The organism is Paenibacillus sp. sgz302148, assembly GCF_056120465.1.
The window spans coordinates 134,965-151,728 of record NZ_JBVYOJ010000005.1 but is presented as its reverse complement, the minus strand read 5'-3'; the positions used below and the strand labels follow the sequence as shown (position 1 = coordinate 151,728).

Here is a 16,764-nt window from a genome sequence, read left to right as displayed (position 1 = left end):
GTACCCATGATTGAAATCAAGAACAAACAAATCATCATCGACGGCAAGCCGGTACTCATCCTATGCGGGGAAATCCATTATTACCGGCTCCGGCGCGAGGATTGGCTCGATCGCATCCAGAAGCTGAAAGCGTCCGGCTGCAACGCCGTCGCATCGTACGTACCGTGGCTTTGCCACGAGCCGGCCGAAGGCCGGGTCGATCTTGACGGTAGAACGAGGCCGGAGCTTGACCTCGGCGCTTTTATCGATCTGTGCCGCGACAACGACCTAATCTTCTTCGTTCGGCCGGGACCTTTTATTATGGCGGAGATGAAAAACGAAGGCATCCCGTATTGGGTGTACGACAAGCATCCCGATATCGTGCCGGTTGGGTGGGACGGCAAGCCGATTACGACGCGGACGATCGATTACCTCGCTCCCGGATTTCTGCAAGAAACGCGCAAATGGTATGAAGCGGTTATGGCGGTAATCGAGCCTCGCCTATACACGAAAGGCGGCAACATCATCGCGGTGCAGCTCGACAACGAAATCGGCATGTTGTCCTGGGTGACGAACAGCCCCGATCTGACCGACGCGCTCATCGCCGATTTCGTAAGCTGGCTGCAAAGGCGTTATGATGCCGGAACGCTCGCGGCGCGTTATCCGTTCGTACCCGACGGCACTTCCGCCGCGACGAGGGAAGCGATCCGCTCGCCGCAGGAAGCATACGCGGGACGGCTGCTGCACGACCTCGGCGTATACATGCGCAGAAGGTTCGCCCGTTACGTGGCCGAACTGCGGTCTTACGCCGAAGCGTGCGGCGTGAAGGACGTGCCGTTTGTCATCAACATCCACGGCACGGGCGGAGGGAGAGGTTTTACGTATCCGATCGGCATCAGCCAGCTGTACGAAGCGTATACGCAGGCGCCGGGGTACATATCCGGATCGGATATTTATTTCGGCAATTTGACGATGGATAACTTTCAAGATCTGTATTTGTGCAATGCGTTCATGGACGCTGTACATTTGCCGGACCAGCCGCTTACGTCGGTCGAATTCGAATGCGGCGACGGCAACTACGGCAGCACGTTCGGCGGCCGCTACGATCCGTCGGCAGCCGATTTCAAGACGCGGATGTGCATTGCGCAAGGCAACCGGCTGCTCAATTATTATTTGTTCGCGGGCGGCGTCAATTACCGGCTCGACCCGGAGCCGGACGACGGCAACGGCCGCGTGGCATTCACCGGCGAACGTCACGGCTTCGCTGCTCCCGTCAGCCCCGAGGGAGAGCTGAATTATACGTTCCCGCGGATGGCCCGCGCGATTCATGCGATGAAGGCATTGGCCGACAAGCTGGCCGTAGCCGAAGAAGAAAGGGACAACGTAGCCTTCGCCTTCATTCCGGACTACTATATGACGGAATATTGCTATAAAGGCAGCGAGGTCATGACCGAGATCGTTCGCAACATCGAGGCGAACCGGTCGTACGGGGCATGGGAAATCGTCGCCCGGGCGATGCTGCTGGGGGGTTATCGCTTCGGCGCGACAGACATTCAGAACAAGCGGCTGGACCCAGCGACAACGCCGGTGCTCGTGCTGCCGTCGGCGCGATATATGGCCGGCGCCGTGCAGCGCAAACTTGCCGATTACTTGGCTGCGGGCGGCGGCATGCTGCTGTACGGAGAAGTGCCGCGATTCGATATGGAAGGCAATCCATGCAGCGTGCTGGCTCAAGCGTTAGGCGTCGAACCGAAAGGATCGAGGCAAGCCTCCGAGAAGTATCATTTATCGTTATGCGCCGAAGGCTGGGCTGCTCCGCGCCCCGAGGTAAGGGCGCACTTCGCCCAAACATTCGATATCGCAGACGGAGTCGAGCCGATTATGCGGATATACGGCACGGGCGAGGTCAGCGGCTTTGAAACGAACGTCGGCCAAGGCAAAGCGATCGTGATCGCTTCGGCGTACGAATGCGACGTCGCTTTGTTCCGCACGGCGCTTGAGCGGCTCGGGAGCCGGGCGAAGCTTACCCACGACAACGCGCAATACGGCATTTTCATGACATCCAGCGCGACGAAGACGGGCGATCGGTTCATTCATTTGCTCAACTTGGACGGCTTCGACAAGAAACTGCATGTATACGAGGAAGGCAAACGCCTCTTCGGAGGGCGTGAATTGGAGCTGCAAGCCAAGGACGGCGTCATGCTTCCGGTGAACGTAACGATCGGCGACGTGCGGATCGTTTATTCGACGGCGGAAGTCGGCGAGATTGCCGACGGCTCGATCACGTTCCGCCTCACGCAGAGCAGGGACATCATCGCCCTGCAATCGGGAAGAACCGTCGCGCCAAGCGATGAATACGATTTTGACACGTTTGGCGGCACAACTTATATTTACTCGCGCAAGCACGCGAAGGTCGACGACAAGTTGACCGTTCGTTTTAATACGCTATAAAGTTCAAAACACCGCAGATCAGCTCCGAACGGAGCGGAGAATTGCGGTGTTTTTTGATATGAGGGACAAGACCTGATAAAACGAGGGGCGCTCAATGCACGTATTCGCCGATAAACTGAGATACTTCGCGGTCATACCCCGACGGATCGGTTTGAATGGCCAATCCGTGCCCTGCCCCGGGTACAACGAACAATTTTTTCGGTGTCGGGCACGTTTCGAAAAGCTTATATACCATATCCGTAGGGACAAACGAATCTTCACTGCCATGAATAAACAAAATCGGTATTTTTGATTTTTTGACCTGTTCGAGCGCCGAAGCTTCACCGAAAAAATACCCCGCACGCAGCTTGGTTACGAGACTGGTCGTCTGAATAAAAGGAAACGAAGGGAGGCGGTACATTCGCTTCAATTGGTAAGTCAACTCATCTTTAACGGAGGTGTAACCGCAATCTTCAACGATCGCTTTGACGTTCGGCGGCAATTGCTCGCCGCTGGTCATGAGTACCGTGGCCCCTCCCATAGAAACGCCATGGAGCACGATTTGTGCGCTGTCGCCGGTCTCCTCGATGATTTTGCCGATCCATCGCAAAATATCTTTACGTTCCGGCCAGCCGAAGCCGATGTAGTTTCCTTCGCTTTTTCCATGGCCGCGCGCATCCGGCAGAAGTACGTTAAAGCCCAGCTCTTCGACATATACTTGGGCGAAAATGCCCATCTGGTCACCGCTTCCGGAGTAACCGTGCGCCAGAATGGCCGTACGTTCCGTCGGTTGCTTGGCAGGCAAATAATAGGCATGAAGCTTTAACCCGTCATGGGACGTAATGGTCCATTCCGATATATTTTGCCGATGCCACCATGTATTCATATTTTCAAACGTGTTTATCGCGGTTTCGTCAATATCCAAATCCGGATTGCCTTTTAGGAAGTTTTTTTCGTCGCGTGCGATCGCAAGGTGGTAAAAATAAAAGCTGGCGGCCGTAATAACGATCAACAGAAGCAGTGCGAGGAATGTGATAAACGACACAGACATGCTGCAGCCCCCTTACTCATAAGATGAAAAAATCCATGGGAAGATCGGTTGTTGCGCATCAATCGTTTTTTTAGCATTTCTCATGAAAGCATCTTTATCCATCTTTCCAAAATGAAACCGTTGGAAGATGAAATAACCTATTTTATGCATAAACGGCGTCATCCATGATTTTTGTGCGATCGATTGATTGGCCGATACAAATAAAAGGCGCCTTCATCGAAGGCGCCCGCTCTAATATTAAAAATCAAAATTGTCCGGATCCGGACCAACGCGAAGGTTTTCGTTCAAGCTGTCGATCCGGGCGACATCGTCCGGAGTTAACGCAAAATCGAAGATGGACGCATTTTCAACGATCCGGTTCTCATGAACGGACTTCGGAATCGTTACGACCCCATGCTGTAAATCCCAACGTAAAATGATTTGGGCGACCGATTTTCCGTATTTAGCCGCAATTTCCGTCAAGACCGGATGATCCAGCAGCTGGCCTTGCATAAGCGGAGACCAAGCTTCCAGCTGAATTCCTTGTTCCTTGCAAAATTGACGCAGTTCTTGCTGCGTTAAGCGTGGATGGAATTCAACCTGGTTCACCATCGGTTTGATGCTGCCGCTGCGGATGATGTCTTGAAGATGATGGATTTGAAAATTGCTGACCCCGATCGCTCTGACCCGTCCCTCGCGATATAACGTTTCGAGCGCTCTCCACGCTTCTTCATACTTGCCCTTCACCGGCCAATGGATCAAATACAAATCAAGATAGTCCAATCCCAGTTTCTTCAAGCTTGTTTCGTAGGCGGCTATCGTCGATTCGTAACCTAAATCGGCATTCCATACTTTCGACGTAATGAACAGATCTTCCCTGGATATATTGTGCAGAGCGATAGCTTCGCGAATACCTTGGCCGACGCTTCGTTCATTTTCGTAAATCGCCGCCGTATCGATACTGCGGTAACCGTGCTTGACGGCCAATTGAACGGCCTGCACCAATTGGTCTCCTTCCTCGACCTTAAAAACGCCGAGCCCAAAACCGGGCATTTTGACTCCATTGTTGAGCGTTACCGTATCTTGTACATGTTGAATCATTGTGATGTACCTCCTGTTATGATGAGTATTTTCTGTTATTTGCAAGCTTTTATCCGTTCTGCAAGCTAGCATTTCTCGGGCATGCTTCATTCATCCGACGCGTAGATGACTTTCGTTCCAAAGCGACTGCCCAGCCTGTTAATAAGACGGCTCCACCGACCATCAAAGCGCCAACCCAGGTCGTATGAATCAAACCAACGGATTCGGTTACCCTTCCGCCCAGATAAGCTCCGATTGCGATGCCTGCGTTGAATGCGGCAATGTTGACGGCGGACGCAACGTCCTTGGCATTCGGGGCGAAACGTTCCGCCAGCATGACGACATACACCTGCAATCCCGGCACGTTCATAAACGCGAACAAGCCCATGAAGAAAACGGTGATTAAGCCTGCAGTTTTATATGGCAATGTGAACATCAGCAATAGGAGCACGACGGCCTGCACCGCGAACATATAGAACAGTGCTGTAATCGGCCGGCGGTTGGAGGCTTTTCCTCCGATCATATTGCCGATGGCGATGGCAATTCCATAAAGAAGCAGGATAACGGCAATCGTATTGTCGCCAAATCCGGTTATATCGTGCAGCAGCGGGGATAAATAGGTAAAGACGACAAACGTTCCGCCATATCCCAAGGCCGTAATCGAAAAAGCAAGCAGCAAGCGTCCGTTCGTGATCAGCTTCACTTGCTCGCGAATCGGGGTTTTCGTTCCTTGACGCAAATTCGAGGAAACGAGTATCCCGTTGGCGATCAACGCTACGATGCCGACGGCGACGATAGCGGCAAAAGCGATCCGCCAGCCGAACTGTTGCCCAAGGAATGTTCCCAAGGGCACTCCGGTTACCGTAGCGATCGTAAGTCCGGAGAACATGATCGATATGGCGCTTGCCCTTCGATGCTCCGGCACGAGATCGGCGGCGATCGTGGAGCCGATCGACATGAAGATGCCGTGCGCCAGCGCGGATATTACGCGTGCGACAAGCAGAATGGCAATGCCGCCTGCCGTCATGGCCATCAAATTGCCGGCGATAAATACCAGCATGATCCATAGCAGCAATGTTTTGCGCGAGACGCTTGATGTAATTGAAGTCAATACAGGGGCTCCGAAGGTTACCCCCAGTGCATATAAAGTAACGGTCAATCCCGAAGTCGTGACCGATATGTTGAAGTCTCGGGCGATCAAAGGAAGCAGCCCGACACTAATGAATTCGGTAGTTCCTATCGCAAAGGCGCTGATCGCCAATGCCAGAAGAGCCAAGTTGCTCTTTCGTGTCTCTGTTGTTCCCATCATTTCACCCCTGCAATGTTGTCATGTCCGGCCGGTAAATGCTATTATCAAGTATTCGACCCGTATTGAAAAGTACGCACTTTGAAGTAATATAGGCACTTAAAAGTGACTAATAGCGAGGGGAGAGCGATCCCGGTGAAGAAGAAATATAACATTTCAGTCGAAGCGACACTCGAGGTAATCGGCGGGAAGTGGAAATGCGTTATTCTCTGCCATTTAACATACGGAAAAAAAAGAACCAGCGATTTTAAACGCCTCATGCCGAACATCACGCAAAAAATGCTCACCCAGCAGCTGAGAGAGCTGGAGCAGGACGGTATCGTAAACCGGATCAGCTACAATCAAGTGCCTCCGAAGGTGGAATACGAGCTGAGCGAATACGGATGGAGCTTGAAGTCGATTTTGGATTCCTTGTGCGCTTGGGGAGAGCGTCACATCATCAAAGAATACGGAGATAAATTCGCCGTTTTGGAGGATAATGTGTTGAATCATAAGGTAGAGGAAGCGGAACCCGCCGGCAAGAACGGTTAAAGGGTAAAAAATTTTAGGTCGAAGAAGCGGAGTTAGTGTATAGCAAATTTTTGCCGAAGGAAGCGTAGGGCGATCCGATTAAAGTGAAGCAGAGAAAGTGGAAGTTAGGGGAGACGGTGACGGCGGTCGCTGCGGCGGGATTGTTCGTGGAATTGCTGCGCGAGGACCGAATCAGTCATCGGAACAGTATGACCGGGGAATTCCGAAGTCGTTTACGATTTTGGCGAGGAAACATTAAGCTCGTCTTGGGTACAATAGAACGCCGCAGCGAACAGCGAATGGACTCTTGCTGTTGCTGCGGCGTTCTTTGCCTGCTAATCGTTATTGCCGGCCCGGCATCCGAGGTCCGGGCCGGGAAGCGCGCTTGCATCGATCGCTTCCTCGGCTTCGGTTTGAGCGTAAGCGATCAGCGTTACGCCATAGCCGAGCTGCTGCGAAAATTTGTCCTCGAGCTGCCGAATTTCTTCAACTAACGATTTGTGTTCGTTCAGTTCGGCGATTTTATACTTTTGCGCTGTCGTCATTGATATGCCACTCCGCTTCCGAAAGACCGGCCGGTTTCGCCGAAGCGGATCCGATGCCGGTTTTCATCCCAATGTTCAGCTTTCCCGAAATGGAAAGACGTTGTCTATTGTGCCCCGAATAAGAAGCGGGCATACGGGCCGGCGCGAAGCGACGACAGTTCGCTGTTATGAAACAGCTCGTGAACGGCAGCTTCCTAAAGCTGCGCTCTCATCTCGTGCGCACAGCATACCATCGCTTTGAGCGAAGCGATCGTTTCGTCGATGCCGCGGGTTTTCAGGCCGCAATCCGGGTTGATCCAGAACCGCTCCGCAGGCAGGACGCGCAGCGCGCGCTTCACCATCGAGGACATCTCGTCCTGATGCGGCACACGCGGGCTATGAATATCGTACACGCCGAGTCCGATGCCTTTGTCGTACGTGTTCGACTCGAACGATTCGATCAGCTCGCCGTGGCTGCGCGAAGTTTCGATCGAGATCACGTCGGCGTCCAAGGCGCTGATGGCGTCGATAATGTCGTGGAATTCGCAATAGCACATATGCGTATGGATTTGTGTTGTGTCTTGTACCGTGGAAGTGCTGATCCGGAATGCCTTCACCGACCAGTCCAGATAAGCGTCCCAATCGCGGCGCTTGAGCGGCAGCCCTTCACGCAGCGCCGGTTCGTCGACCTGAATCATCTCGATGCCTGCACGCTCCAGCGCTTCGACCTCTTCACGCAGCGCAAGGGCGATTTGGTACGCAACCTCCTTGCGAGAGATGTCGTCGCGAACGAACGACCAGTTCAATACGGTAATCGGACCGGTCAGCATCCCTTTAACCGGCTTCTTCGTGAGCGATTGGGCGTATACTGTCTCATCGACCGTCATCGGTTCCAGGAACGAAACGTCGCCGTAAATGACCGGCGGTTTCACGCAGCGGGAGCCGTACGATTGCACCCAGCCGTTCTGGGTGAAGGCAAAGCCGCCGAGCTTCTCGCCGAAAAATTCAACCATGTCCGTCCGCTCGAATTCGCCGTGGACGAGTACGTCCAGTCCGATTTCCTCCTGAATGTCGATCCACTTGCGGATTTGCTCCTTGATGAACGCTTCGTACGTGTGCTTGTCAAGCTCGCCTTTGCGCCACTTCAGCCGCGCCTGGCGCACCTCCGCCGTTTGCGGGAAGCTGCCGATCGTCGTCGTCGGCAGCGCCGGCAGCCGCCACTTCGCCTGCTGCAGCGCTTGCCGCTCCGCAAACGCCGTCTTGCGCACGCTGGCCGCTTCCGCCGCCGCCGCATCGGTGCCGCTGCCGCTGCGCGCCGGCGATGCCGCCAGCTTCGCTACGGCGTCAGCGCTGCGCCGTACCGCCGCCGCGACGACGGCATCCCCGCCATGCAGCGCCTCGCCGAGCACCGCGATCTCGTCCAGCTTCTCTTCGGCGAAGGCGAGCGCGCCCAGCAGCACCGGGTCCAGCTTCGATTCGCCGCGTACGCTGACCGGCGAATGCAGCAGGCTGCAGGACGGCTGCACGACGACGCGGTCGACGCCGACGAGAGCCGTCAGCTCGCGGGCGAGCTTCAGCTTCGCGGACAAGTCGGAGCGCCAAATGTTGCGGCCGTCGACGATGCCCGCGAACAGCAGCTTGCCGGCCGGCAGGCCGTGCGTGCGCAGCGCTTCCAGGTTGCCTTCGAGGCCATGCACGAAGTCCAGACCGATTGCATCAACCGGCAAATTCGATACTTCGCTATAGTATTCGACGGAATCGAAGTACGTCTGCAGCAGGATGCGCAGCTGCGGCGCGGCTTGTTTCAGTCGCGCATAAACGGCGCTAATCAGCTCGATGTCCGATGTTGTCACGGTGGACGTAACGAGCGAAGGCTCGTCGATTTGTACCCACTTCACGCCTTCTTGCTGAAGCTCGGTCAACAGTTGAACGTATGCCGGAACGATGCGATCCAGCAGCGCGGTGAACGAAGCCGGCGAATATCCTTTGGACAGCTTCAGGAACGTATACGGTCCGACGATCACCGGCTTGCCTTCGATGCCAAGCTCGCGCTTCGCTTCGCGGTACGCTTCGAGCGGACGGTTGTGCGTCAGCGCGAATACGGCGTCGTCCGCGATTTCCGGCACGATGTAGTGGTAGTTCGTATTGAACCATTTCGTCATTTCGCAGGCGGTCGCTTCGGCATTGCCGCGCGCCATCGCGAAATATACGCTCAGCGGAACGGCTCCGCCGCTATGCTTGAAACGGCTCGGCACAAGGCCGAACATGGCCGAGTGATCGAGGATGTGGTCGTAATAGCTGAAGTCGCCGACCGGGATAAGTCCGATCCCGTGTTTTTGCTGCACGCGCAAGTTGCTCAAGCGCAGCTGCTGCATTTGCTGCTCGAAAGCGTGAGCCTCGACCTTGCCTGCCCAGAACGCCTCCAGCAGCTTTTTCCATTCCCGGTTTTCGCCGATTCTCGGATATCCCGAATTGCTGTTCAAAATAGTTGCCATCGTAAAATTCCTCCCCATGAATGTTCGTCTTCAGCATCGCAAATTCGCAATAATTCGCAGTTAATTCATACGTCAAACGCAAAAAAGAGCATCTTCAACTGTTCCTTCGTTCCAACACGAAAAATAGGAATAGCTAAAAATGCCCCAGATGTCGTCCACAAAAAACGTTCCGAGCGCTTCCGCCACACCTCCCTATACTCCGTAGGTTCGCAGTGTTAGATATTCAGGCAGGTCTCCTGGCTATGGGATCGACGCCGGGCAGCAACCTTCCCAGCCGCGTTAGCGGCCAGTGGCATGGATAAATGCTGCCGACTACTCCAATACAGTGGCGGGACCGCGCCGGATTCTCACCGGGCTTCCCTTTTAAGCCTAAAGAGCGGGCGATAAAGCTCGCTTCGGTAGGCACCTGAATTCCGCAATATGCAATTGAACTTGATTTGATAATCATACACAAGGGTGAATAGTTATGCAAGACATTTTTAAGAGGGAAGAATAGTCGGAATTGATTGCCAAAAAAATCGTGCCGTTCGTTCAAATTGTAGTTGAAAAATATAACCGTTTTAAATAATATAAAGTTAAAGCCCTTTAACTTTTATGATAATTATCAGGACATCAGGGCGATTCGCACACAATTTTGTGTGTAGTTTGTGTAGGTAGTAGTTTGTGTGTAGTTTGTGTAGAATGATGGTGGATGACGTTTTAATGATTATGAAAAGGAGGTGGTCGTCCACTAAAGTTAAAGCGATTAAACTTTTGTTTTGGGTTATTAAGTGATCCGGAAGAGGGGAATGGTGGAATGAAGAAACGGAAAGGCCGGCGGGAAGGGTTAATCTTTTATGCCTTCATTATGCCTTGGCTGATCGGATTTATCGTATTTGCGCTGTACCCGGTCATGGCTTCATTGTTCTACAGCTTTACCGATTACGATATCATTCACGCGCCTAAATTTATCGGGTTGGACAATTACACCGAGCTGTTCCGCGACGAATTGTTCTGGAAATCCGTTTCCGCGACGCTCAAGTATACGCTGATCGGCGTGCCTGTCCAATTGATCCTGTCGCTCCTGTTCGCTTTGCTGCTCAATCAGAAGGTGCCGCTGCGCGGATTTTTCCGGACGGCGATGTATTTTCCGAGCATGGTGTCGGGCGTGGCGATGTCGCTCTTATGGTTCTGGGTGTTCAATCCGCAGATCGGCTTGTTTAATTACATCATCTCGCTGTTCGGCGGCAAAGGGCCGTTATGGCTGCTTGATGAAAATTACGCCATCTGGGCCTTGATCATGATGTCGTTATGGACGGTTGGCGGCGGCATGATCATTTTCCTGGCGGGTCTGCAGGGCGTGCCGGCAAGTTTGGTAGAAGCGGCAAAACTGGACGGCGCGGGAAGATGGAAGACCTTCTTAAACGTCACGATCCCGATGATCTCGCCGGTGCTGCTGTTTCAGCTCATCATGGGCGTCATCGATTCGTTTCAAGTGTTCACCCAGGCCTATGTCATGACGCAAGGCGGGCCGAACTATTCGACTTGGTTTTACGTATACAACCTATATGTCAGCGCGTTCCGCGACTACCGGATGGGTTATTCGTCGGCGATGGCCTGGATTTTGCTTGTCGTCGTCATGCTGATCACTTATTTCATCATGAAATTGTCGAATCGCTACGTGCACTACGAAGGAGGGCGTACGGGATGAGTTCAGCCGCAGTTCAAGCCGTCCCGAAGCGAAGGGCGAAGCCCGACGCCATGGGGATTGTCAGCACCGTCTCGCTAGTCGTCTTAACCGTTCTGATGCTGCTGCCCGTATTTTTTATGGTCACGACGGCTCTGAAATCGCAGAGGGAGATGCTGCAATTTCCGCCTACGCTCCTTCCTGAATCTTGGCAATGGCATAACTTCGCCGAAATTTTCGATGCGATTTCGTTCGGAACGCTGTATAAGAACAGTTTGATCATCGCCGTATTGTCCGTCCTCGGCACGGTGCTGTCTTCCTCCATTGCGGCGTTCGGGTTCGCGCGTTACCGGGCCAAAGGGAAAGACTTCCTCTTCCTGCTCATGCTGAGCACGATGATGCTTCCTTATCCGGCGATCATGATTCCGCAGTTTATCATCTTCTCCGAGATCGGCTGGATGGATTCGTATTTGCCGATTGTCGTGCCGGCCTTTTTCGGCTCGGCGTACAACATTTTTTTGCTGAAGCAATTTTTCGCGACACTGCCCGACGAACTGTTCGACGCAGGCCGAATCGACGGCTGCAACGAATTCCGGATGTACTGGAACATCGCGCTGCCGTTGTCCGGCGCGGCGCTTGCGACGGTGGCGATCTTCGCCTTCATCTACAGCTGGAACGACCTGCTTACGCCGGTGCTGTATTTAAGCTCGGACGACATGTTTACGCTGCCGGTCGGCATGGCAACGCTTACGTCCTCCAAGTTCCGGATTACGCCTTGGAATTGGCTGATGGCGGCTTCTTGTCTGGCGGTGCTGCCGATCGTCGCGCTGTTCGCGGTGGCCCAGAAGCGTTTTGTCGAAGGCATTGTTCTGACAGGGATCAAATAAGATCATTACCTTTTTGGGAGGGTTTTTGTTCATGAAACAGGGGAAAACGTTATTCGGTATGTTGTTATCGGTTTTACTCGTATTCACCTTGGTGCTGTCAGCTTGCGGAAAAAGCGGAGAAAGCGGAAGCGACGAAAAGGTGACGATCACGCACTATACGATCGATTCGCCGGACAGAACTTACGTCGAGAAGCTGATTCCCGATTTTGAAAAAGCGCATCCGAACATTAAAGTCAAAGTGGAAAAAGTCCCTTACGAGCAGTTCGACTCCAAGCTGCAAACGCTGATCGCCGGCAACAAATCGCCTGACGTAACGAGCCACTGGGGCTATGGCGGATTTATGGAATACTACAACAAAGGCATGCTGAGCGATTTGACCGAAATCATGAATGCGGACGGCTTCAAAGCGTCGGATTACAATATTCCGGACAACGTGATGGACATCTATAAGGTGGACGGCAAGACGTACGGCATTCCGATGAACAGCTACGTCACGCTGATGTTGTTCAACAAGGACATGTTCGACAAAGCAGGTGTCGCATACCCGCCGACCGATTATGAAGATACGAGCTGGACGTTCGACAAGATGGTGGAGGATGCCAAGAAGCTGACGGTTCATTCCGACAATTTGGCGGAAGCGCAATACGGGCTTGATTGGGGCTGGTCCGAGCGCGACATGAGGCCGATTTATTTCGGCGCCAAAGTGTATTCCGACGACACTTGGACGAACGGCGGCGTTCCTTCCGAAACGTACTTCAATACGCCGGAAGTAATCGCGGCCTACAAGACGCTTAACGATCTCGTGTGGGATTCCAAGGTTTCCCCGCCGCCGGCTTTTTCCAAGAGCATCTCCGGCCAATCGGGCGATCCGTTCGTCGCGGGCAAAATCGGGATGTCTGTCGGTGGCTCCTGGATTCTTGCCGGGGCGAACAACTTTAATTTCAAAATCGGCATCGCCGCCGTACCGCAAGGCGCAAACCCGAAAGTCCGCAGCACGCTGTACGTCGACCCGCTGTTCGTTCTGAAAGATTCGAAGCATCCGAAGGAAGCGCTGCAGTGGATCAAATATTTGCTGACGACGGAAGTGCAGGAGAAGTCGATCGAGCTAAGCGGAGGAACGCCGCCGGTCAACCAGAAGGCCGCCGAGAAATATTACAGCTTCTTCGAAGGCATCGATCCGAAAGACGTCAAAGCGGTGTACGAAGGCGCGATCAAATACGGAACGGAGTCGTACAACCATTTGATCGTCAACTATTCGCAAATCAACGACATGTTCATCAATGAATTCCAAGGCATGGAGAACGGAGACAAGAAGCCGGAACAGGTGGCAGCCGTCGTTCAGGAGAAAATCCAAAAAATTATCCAGCGGGCCAAAAAATAACCGGCGTCGTCTTGGAAGGAGGGCCTGAAAAACTCGGCTCTACCGAAGCTTTTGTGTATAATGGGTGCAGAGGATAAGCAGATATGCAGATCAGATGATGTGGGTGAATCGGATGAAGGTCAGTATTTTTGATGTAGCCAATAAATGCGGGTTATCCGTCGTAACGGTTTCGCGCGTGCTTAACAATTCCACGACGGTTCGTGAGAAAAATCGGCAGAAGGTGCTGGATGCGATCAAGGAGTTGGACTATCGCCCGAATTCGGCGGCGCGCAGTCTTGCCCGCGGCAAAACCGGCGTCATCGGTCTTTTGATCATGACGCTTCACGACTCCTTTCTCGACGCCATCGTCCAAGAGATCAACGAAGCGCTGGCCTTGCACGGATATTATTTGGCGCTTTCCGTATCCGATCAATACAATTCGGAAAACGGTCATTATTTATTCCAGGAGGATCGGGTCGACGGGCTCATTCTGTTGTCTCCGGTACACGAAAACGAATACGTTCTTGAATTGAAGAAACAAAAAATTCCGTTTGTGCTGATCGACAATCAGCTGCAGCAGCCTTCCGTATCATCGATTGTCGTAGACAATTTCAAGGGCGGCTACGAGGCGGCAAGGCATCTGCTCGGTCTCGGGCACAAGCGAATCGCCCACTTATGCGGCAACGAATACTTCCTGAGCACAAGAGAACGGCGCCGGGGATTCATGCAGGCGATGGACGAAGCGAAACTTACGCCGATGCATGTCATTCAAGGGGAGTATGATATGTCGTTCGGCTACCGGACGGCAAAACGGTGGATTCAAGAAGGCGCGCTGCCGACGGCCGTTTTCGCGGGCGATGATTATATCGCCATCGGCGTGCTCAATGCCTTGCTGGAGGAAGGCATTCGCGTGCCGCAAGACGTTTCGGTCATCGGCTACGACGATCAGGTGATCGCTTCCCAGTTCCATCCGCACTTAACGACGATTCGTCAGCCTGCCGTCAAAATCGGGCAAACGGCGGTCGACGTCCTGCTGAAGCAAATCGACGGCAAGTCGAAGCGAAGCGCCACCGTTCAGCTGGAGCCGGAGCTGATCGTGCGGGAGTCCACCGCGGCACCTATATCTACAATCGAATAAGAGCGGTTTGACACAAGGAGTGGTAGCAGTGAAGTATTATTTGGGCGTTGACGGCGGCGGCAGCAAAACGTTTGCGCTTGTCGTAAGCGAGCAGGGCGTTATCCTTGGCAAAGGAAGCTCCGGCAACGGCAACCATCAAGTCCATTACGACGAAGCAAAAGCGAGCATTCGCGACGCGGCGGAAGAAGCGCTAACCGCAGCCGGAATTACGAAGGAACAGCTGGAATTTGCGAATTTCGGGCTTGCCGGGGCGGATCGGGAGGCGGACTTTCAAATCCTAAGGCCGATGATCGCCTCGCTAGGTTATGACAAATTCGAAGTCGTTTGCGATACGATGATCGGCTTGCGGGCGGGAACGACGAAACCGTACGGCGTATCCGTCATTTGCGGCACCGGCACGAATTGCGCAGGGCGGAACAAGCACGGACAATTTTACCAATGCGGCGGCTTTAGCTATATGTATGGCGACTTCGGCGGCGGCGGTTCGCTGTGCGTTGAAGTATTCCGCTCCGTCATCCGGGCTTGGGACGGACGAGAGGAGCATACGCTGCTCACGGGCTTGCTGCTCCGGGAATTGGGTTATTCGTCCGTCGAGGCGATGTTTGGCGACTATCTCGATCAGGAGAAGGAAGTGCCGCTGCACGTGACGAAGCTGCTGTTCACGGCAGCTGCGCAAGGCGATGCGGTTGCGCACCGCATCTTGCGGAAGCAAGGCGAGGAGCTCGGCAAATCGGCCGTTGCCGTGATTCGCCGCCTTGGCATGGAACAGGACCGTTTCGACGTTGTCCTTGCCGGGAGCATCGTGACGCGAGGCGAAGGGGAAATCGTCAACAAATATATCGAAGAAGCGGTGCTGCAGGTTGCTCCGCATGCAACGGTATCGAAACTTGCGATGGAGCCGGTTATCGGCTCGGTATGGCTTGCCATGGAAGCAAACGGACTTACGGTCAGCACCGCCATCACGGCGGCGATGAGCGGAATGGCGGATTTCAGCGCCATTAAAGTTAAAGCGATTTAATTTTGATCAAGAGAACGCAGAAGGATGGGATGGGCATGAGCAAAGGATTAAAAATTGCCGTTATCGGCGGAGGCTCCTCGTATACGCCGGAAATTGTCGAAGGTTTTATTGTCCATTATGCCGAGCTGCCGATTCGCGAGTTATGGCTTGTCGATATCGACGCAGGGCTGCATAAGCTGAATATCGTCGGCGAACTGGCGAAACGGATGGTAGAGAAATCGGGACTGCCGATTCGCGTCGAGCTGACGACGGATCGCCGCCGCGCCATCGAAGGCGCCGATTTCGTGACGACGCAAATGCGCGTCGGGCTGCTGGATGCGCGGATTTGGGATGAGCGGATCCCGCCGAAGCACAATGTGATCGGGCAGGAAACGACCGGTCCGGGCGGCATGATGAAGGCGCTGCGCACCATTCCGGTGCTGCTCGACATTTGCCGGGATATCGAGGAGCTTGCGCCGAACGCTTGGCTGCTGAACTTCACGAATCCGGCCGGCATGGTGACGGAGGCGATTCTCAAGTATTCCAAGGTGCGAAGCATCGGGTTGTGCAATGCGCCGATCGGTTTGCACAAGTGGCTTATGGCCAAGTATAACGTGCCTATGGAACGCATTTACGCGGAGTTCGTCGGACTTAACCATTTGCATTGGATTACGCGCATCGATATTCACGGCGAGGACGTCCTAACCGATCTGCTGACGAATCAAGAGGAGTATTCGGCCAAAAATGTCCCGCAGCAAGGCTGGGACCCGGATTTCCTTCGTTCGCTGCAAGCCCTGCCATCCTATTATCTCAAATATTACTATATGACCGAAGAGATGCTGCAGGGGCAGCTCGAATCGCTCGCCAAGGGCGAAACGCGGGCCGAGGTGGTGAAGAAGGTCGAGGATGAACTGTTTCAGTTGTACCGCGACCCGAATCTGAAGGAAAAGCCGAAGCAGCTTGAGAAACGCGGCGGAGCCTATTATTCGGAAGCGGCGGTCAATCTGATGAAGTCGCTGCATAACGATACGCGCGATATTCAGACGCTGAACGTCGCCAATCGCGGGATCATCGACTTCCTGCCGGATGACGCCAGCATCGAAGTGAATTGCGTCGTGACGAAGACGGGCCCGATTCCGCTGCCTCTGACGAAGGTACCGCAGCATGTCAAAGGATTGATCCATGCGGTCAAAACGTACGAGTCGCTGGCGATCGAGGCTGCCGTGCACGGGGATCGGGACTTGGCGCTGCAAGCGATCGTCCATCACCCGCTTGTACCATCCGTCACGGTGGGCAAAGCGCTGCTAAGCGAGCTGCTGGAGCAGAACAAGCCGTATTTGCCGCGATTTTTCAAATCGTAGT

At 53.8% G+C, this 16,764-nt stretch carries 13 protein-coding genes and 1 riboswitch; of the genes, 8 read left to right on the top strand and 5 right to left on the bottom strand.

Annotation, left to right across the window (positions count from 1 at the left end; all coding sequences use genetic code 11):
• Window positions 1-6 precede the first annotated feature (6 nt).
• A complete protein-coding gene (locus AC0LWM_RS09425; protein WP_474674667.1) occupies window positions 7-2,430 on the top strand; it encodes a beta-galactosidase in 2,424 nt (807 codons plus the stop codon).
• A gap of 91 nt (window positions 2,431-2,521) precedes the next feature.
• Here the strand turns inward: AC0LWM_RS09425 and AC0LWM_RS09420 are convergent, their stop codons facing one another.
• From AC0LWM_RS09420 to AC0LWM_RS09410, 3 genes are all read right to left on the bottom strand, one after another.
• Entirely contained in the window at window positions 2,522-3,460 is a 939-nt protein-coding gene (locus AC0LWM_RS09420; RefSeq protein WP_474674666.1) for an alpha/beta hydrolase, read from the bottom strand.
• A 237-nt stretch (window positions 3,461-3,697) separates the two neighbouring features.
• Window positions 3,698-4,540 (bottom strand): aldo/keto reductase, encoded by an 843-nt coding sequence (locus AC0LWM_RS09415; protein ID WP_474674665.1) that lies wholly within the window; start codon window positions 4,538-4,540, stop codon window positions 3,698-3,700.
• Between the two features lie 49 nt (window positions 4,541-4,589).
• Window positions 4,590-5,825, bottom strand: coding sequence for an MFS transporter (locus tag AC0LWM_RS09410; RefSeq protein WP_474674664.1), 1,236 nt, complete (start codon window positions 5,823-5,825; stop codon window positions 4,590-4,592).
• A 135-nt stretch (window positions 5,826-5,960) separates the two neighbouring features.
• Between AC0LWM_RS09410 and AC0LWM_RS09405 the strand changes: the two genes are divergently transcribed.
• Window positions 5,961-6,356: a winged helix-turn-helix transcriptional regulator gene (locus tag AC0LWM_RS09405; RefSeq protein ID WP_474674663.1), complete on the top strand. Its 396-nt coding sequence runs from the start codon at window positions 5,961-5,963 to the stop codon at window positions 6,354-6,356.
• 314 nt (window positions 6,357-6,670) lie between these two features.
• Here the strand turns inward: AC0LWM_RS09405 and AC0LWM_RS09400 are convergent, their stop codons facing one another.
• A complete protein-coding gene (locus AC0LWM_RS09400) occupies window positions 6,671-6,880 on the bottom strand; it encodes a hypothetical protein (protein WP_474674662.1) in 210 nt (69 codons plus the stop codon).
• Between the two features lie 194 nt (window positions 6,881-7,074).
• On the bottom strand, window positions 7,075-9,354 hold the full coding sequence (gene metE / locus AC0LWM_RS09395; RefSeq protein ID WP_474674661.1) for a 5-methyltetrahydropteroyltriglutamate--homocysteine S-methyltransferase: 2,280 nt from the start codon (window positions 9,352-9,354) through the stop codon (window positions 7,075-7,077).
• 209 nt (window positions 9,355-9,563) lie between these two features.
• Window positions 9,564-9,779: riboswitch (cobalamin riboswitch) on the bottom strand.
• A gap of 371 nt (window positions 9,780-10,150) precedes the next feature.
• On the opposite strand from metE, the gene AC0LWM_RS09390 reads away from it, so the two are divergent.
• The 6 genes from AC0LWM_RS09390 (at window position 10,151) to AC0LWM_RS09365 (ending at window position 16,763) form a co-directional block, all read left to right on the top strand.
• Window positions 10,151-11,044 carry a carbohydrate ABC transporter permease gene (locus AC0LWM_RS09390; RefSeq protein WP_474674660.1) on the top strand — a complete coding sequence of 298 codons (894 nt, stop codon included), beginning with the start codon at window positions 10,151-10,153 and terminating at the stop codon, window positions 11,042-11,044.
• Window positions 11,041-11,907, top strand: coding sequence for a carbohydrate ABC transporter permease (locus AC0LWM_RS09385; RefSeq protein ID WP_474674659.1), 867 nt, complete (start codon window positions 11,041-11,043; stop codon window positions 11,905-11,907). Before AC0LWM_RS09390 ends, AC0LWM_RS09385 begins: the two co-directional genes overlap by 4 nt.
• A 31-nt stretch (window positions 11,908-11,938) precedes the next feature.
• The gene (locus tag AC0LWM_RS09380; RefSeq protein ID WP_474674658.1) at window positions 11,939-13,288 is read left to right on the top strand and encodes an ABC transporter substrate-binding protein; all 1,350 of its coding nucleotides are present in this window, start codon (window positions 11,939-11,941) and stop codon (window positions 13,286-13,288) included.
• A gap of 112 nt (window positions 13,289-13,400) precedes the next feature.
• Window positions 13,401-14,405 carry a LacI family DNA-binding transcriptional regulator gene (locus tag AC0LWM_RS09375; RefSeq protein ID WP_474674840.1) on the top strand — a complete coding sequence of 335 codons (1,005 nt, stop codon included), beginning with the start codon at window positions 13,401-13,403 and terminating at the stop codon, window positions 14,403-14,405.
• A gap of 28 nt (window positions 14,406-14,433) precedes the next feature.
• Window positions 14,434-15,423 (top strand): N-acetylglucosamine kinase, encoded by a 990-nt coding sequence (locus tag AC0LWM_RS09370; protein ID WP_474674657.1) that lies wholly within the window; start codon window positions 14,434-14,436, stop codon window positions 15,421-15,423.
• A gap of 35 nt (window positions 15,424-15,458) precedes the next feature.
• Entirely contained in the window at window positions 15,459-16,763 is a 1,305-nt protein-coding gene (locus AC0LWM_RS09365) for a 6-phospho-beta-glucosidase (protein WP_474674656.1), read from the top strand.
• Window position 16,764: the final 1 nt, after the last annotated feature.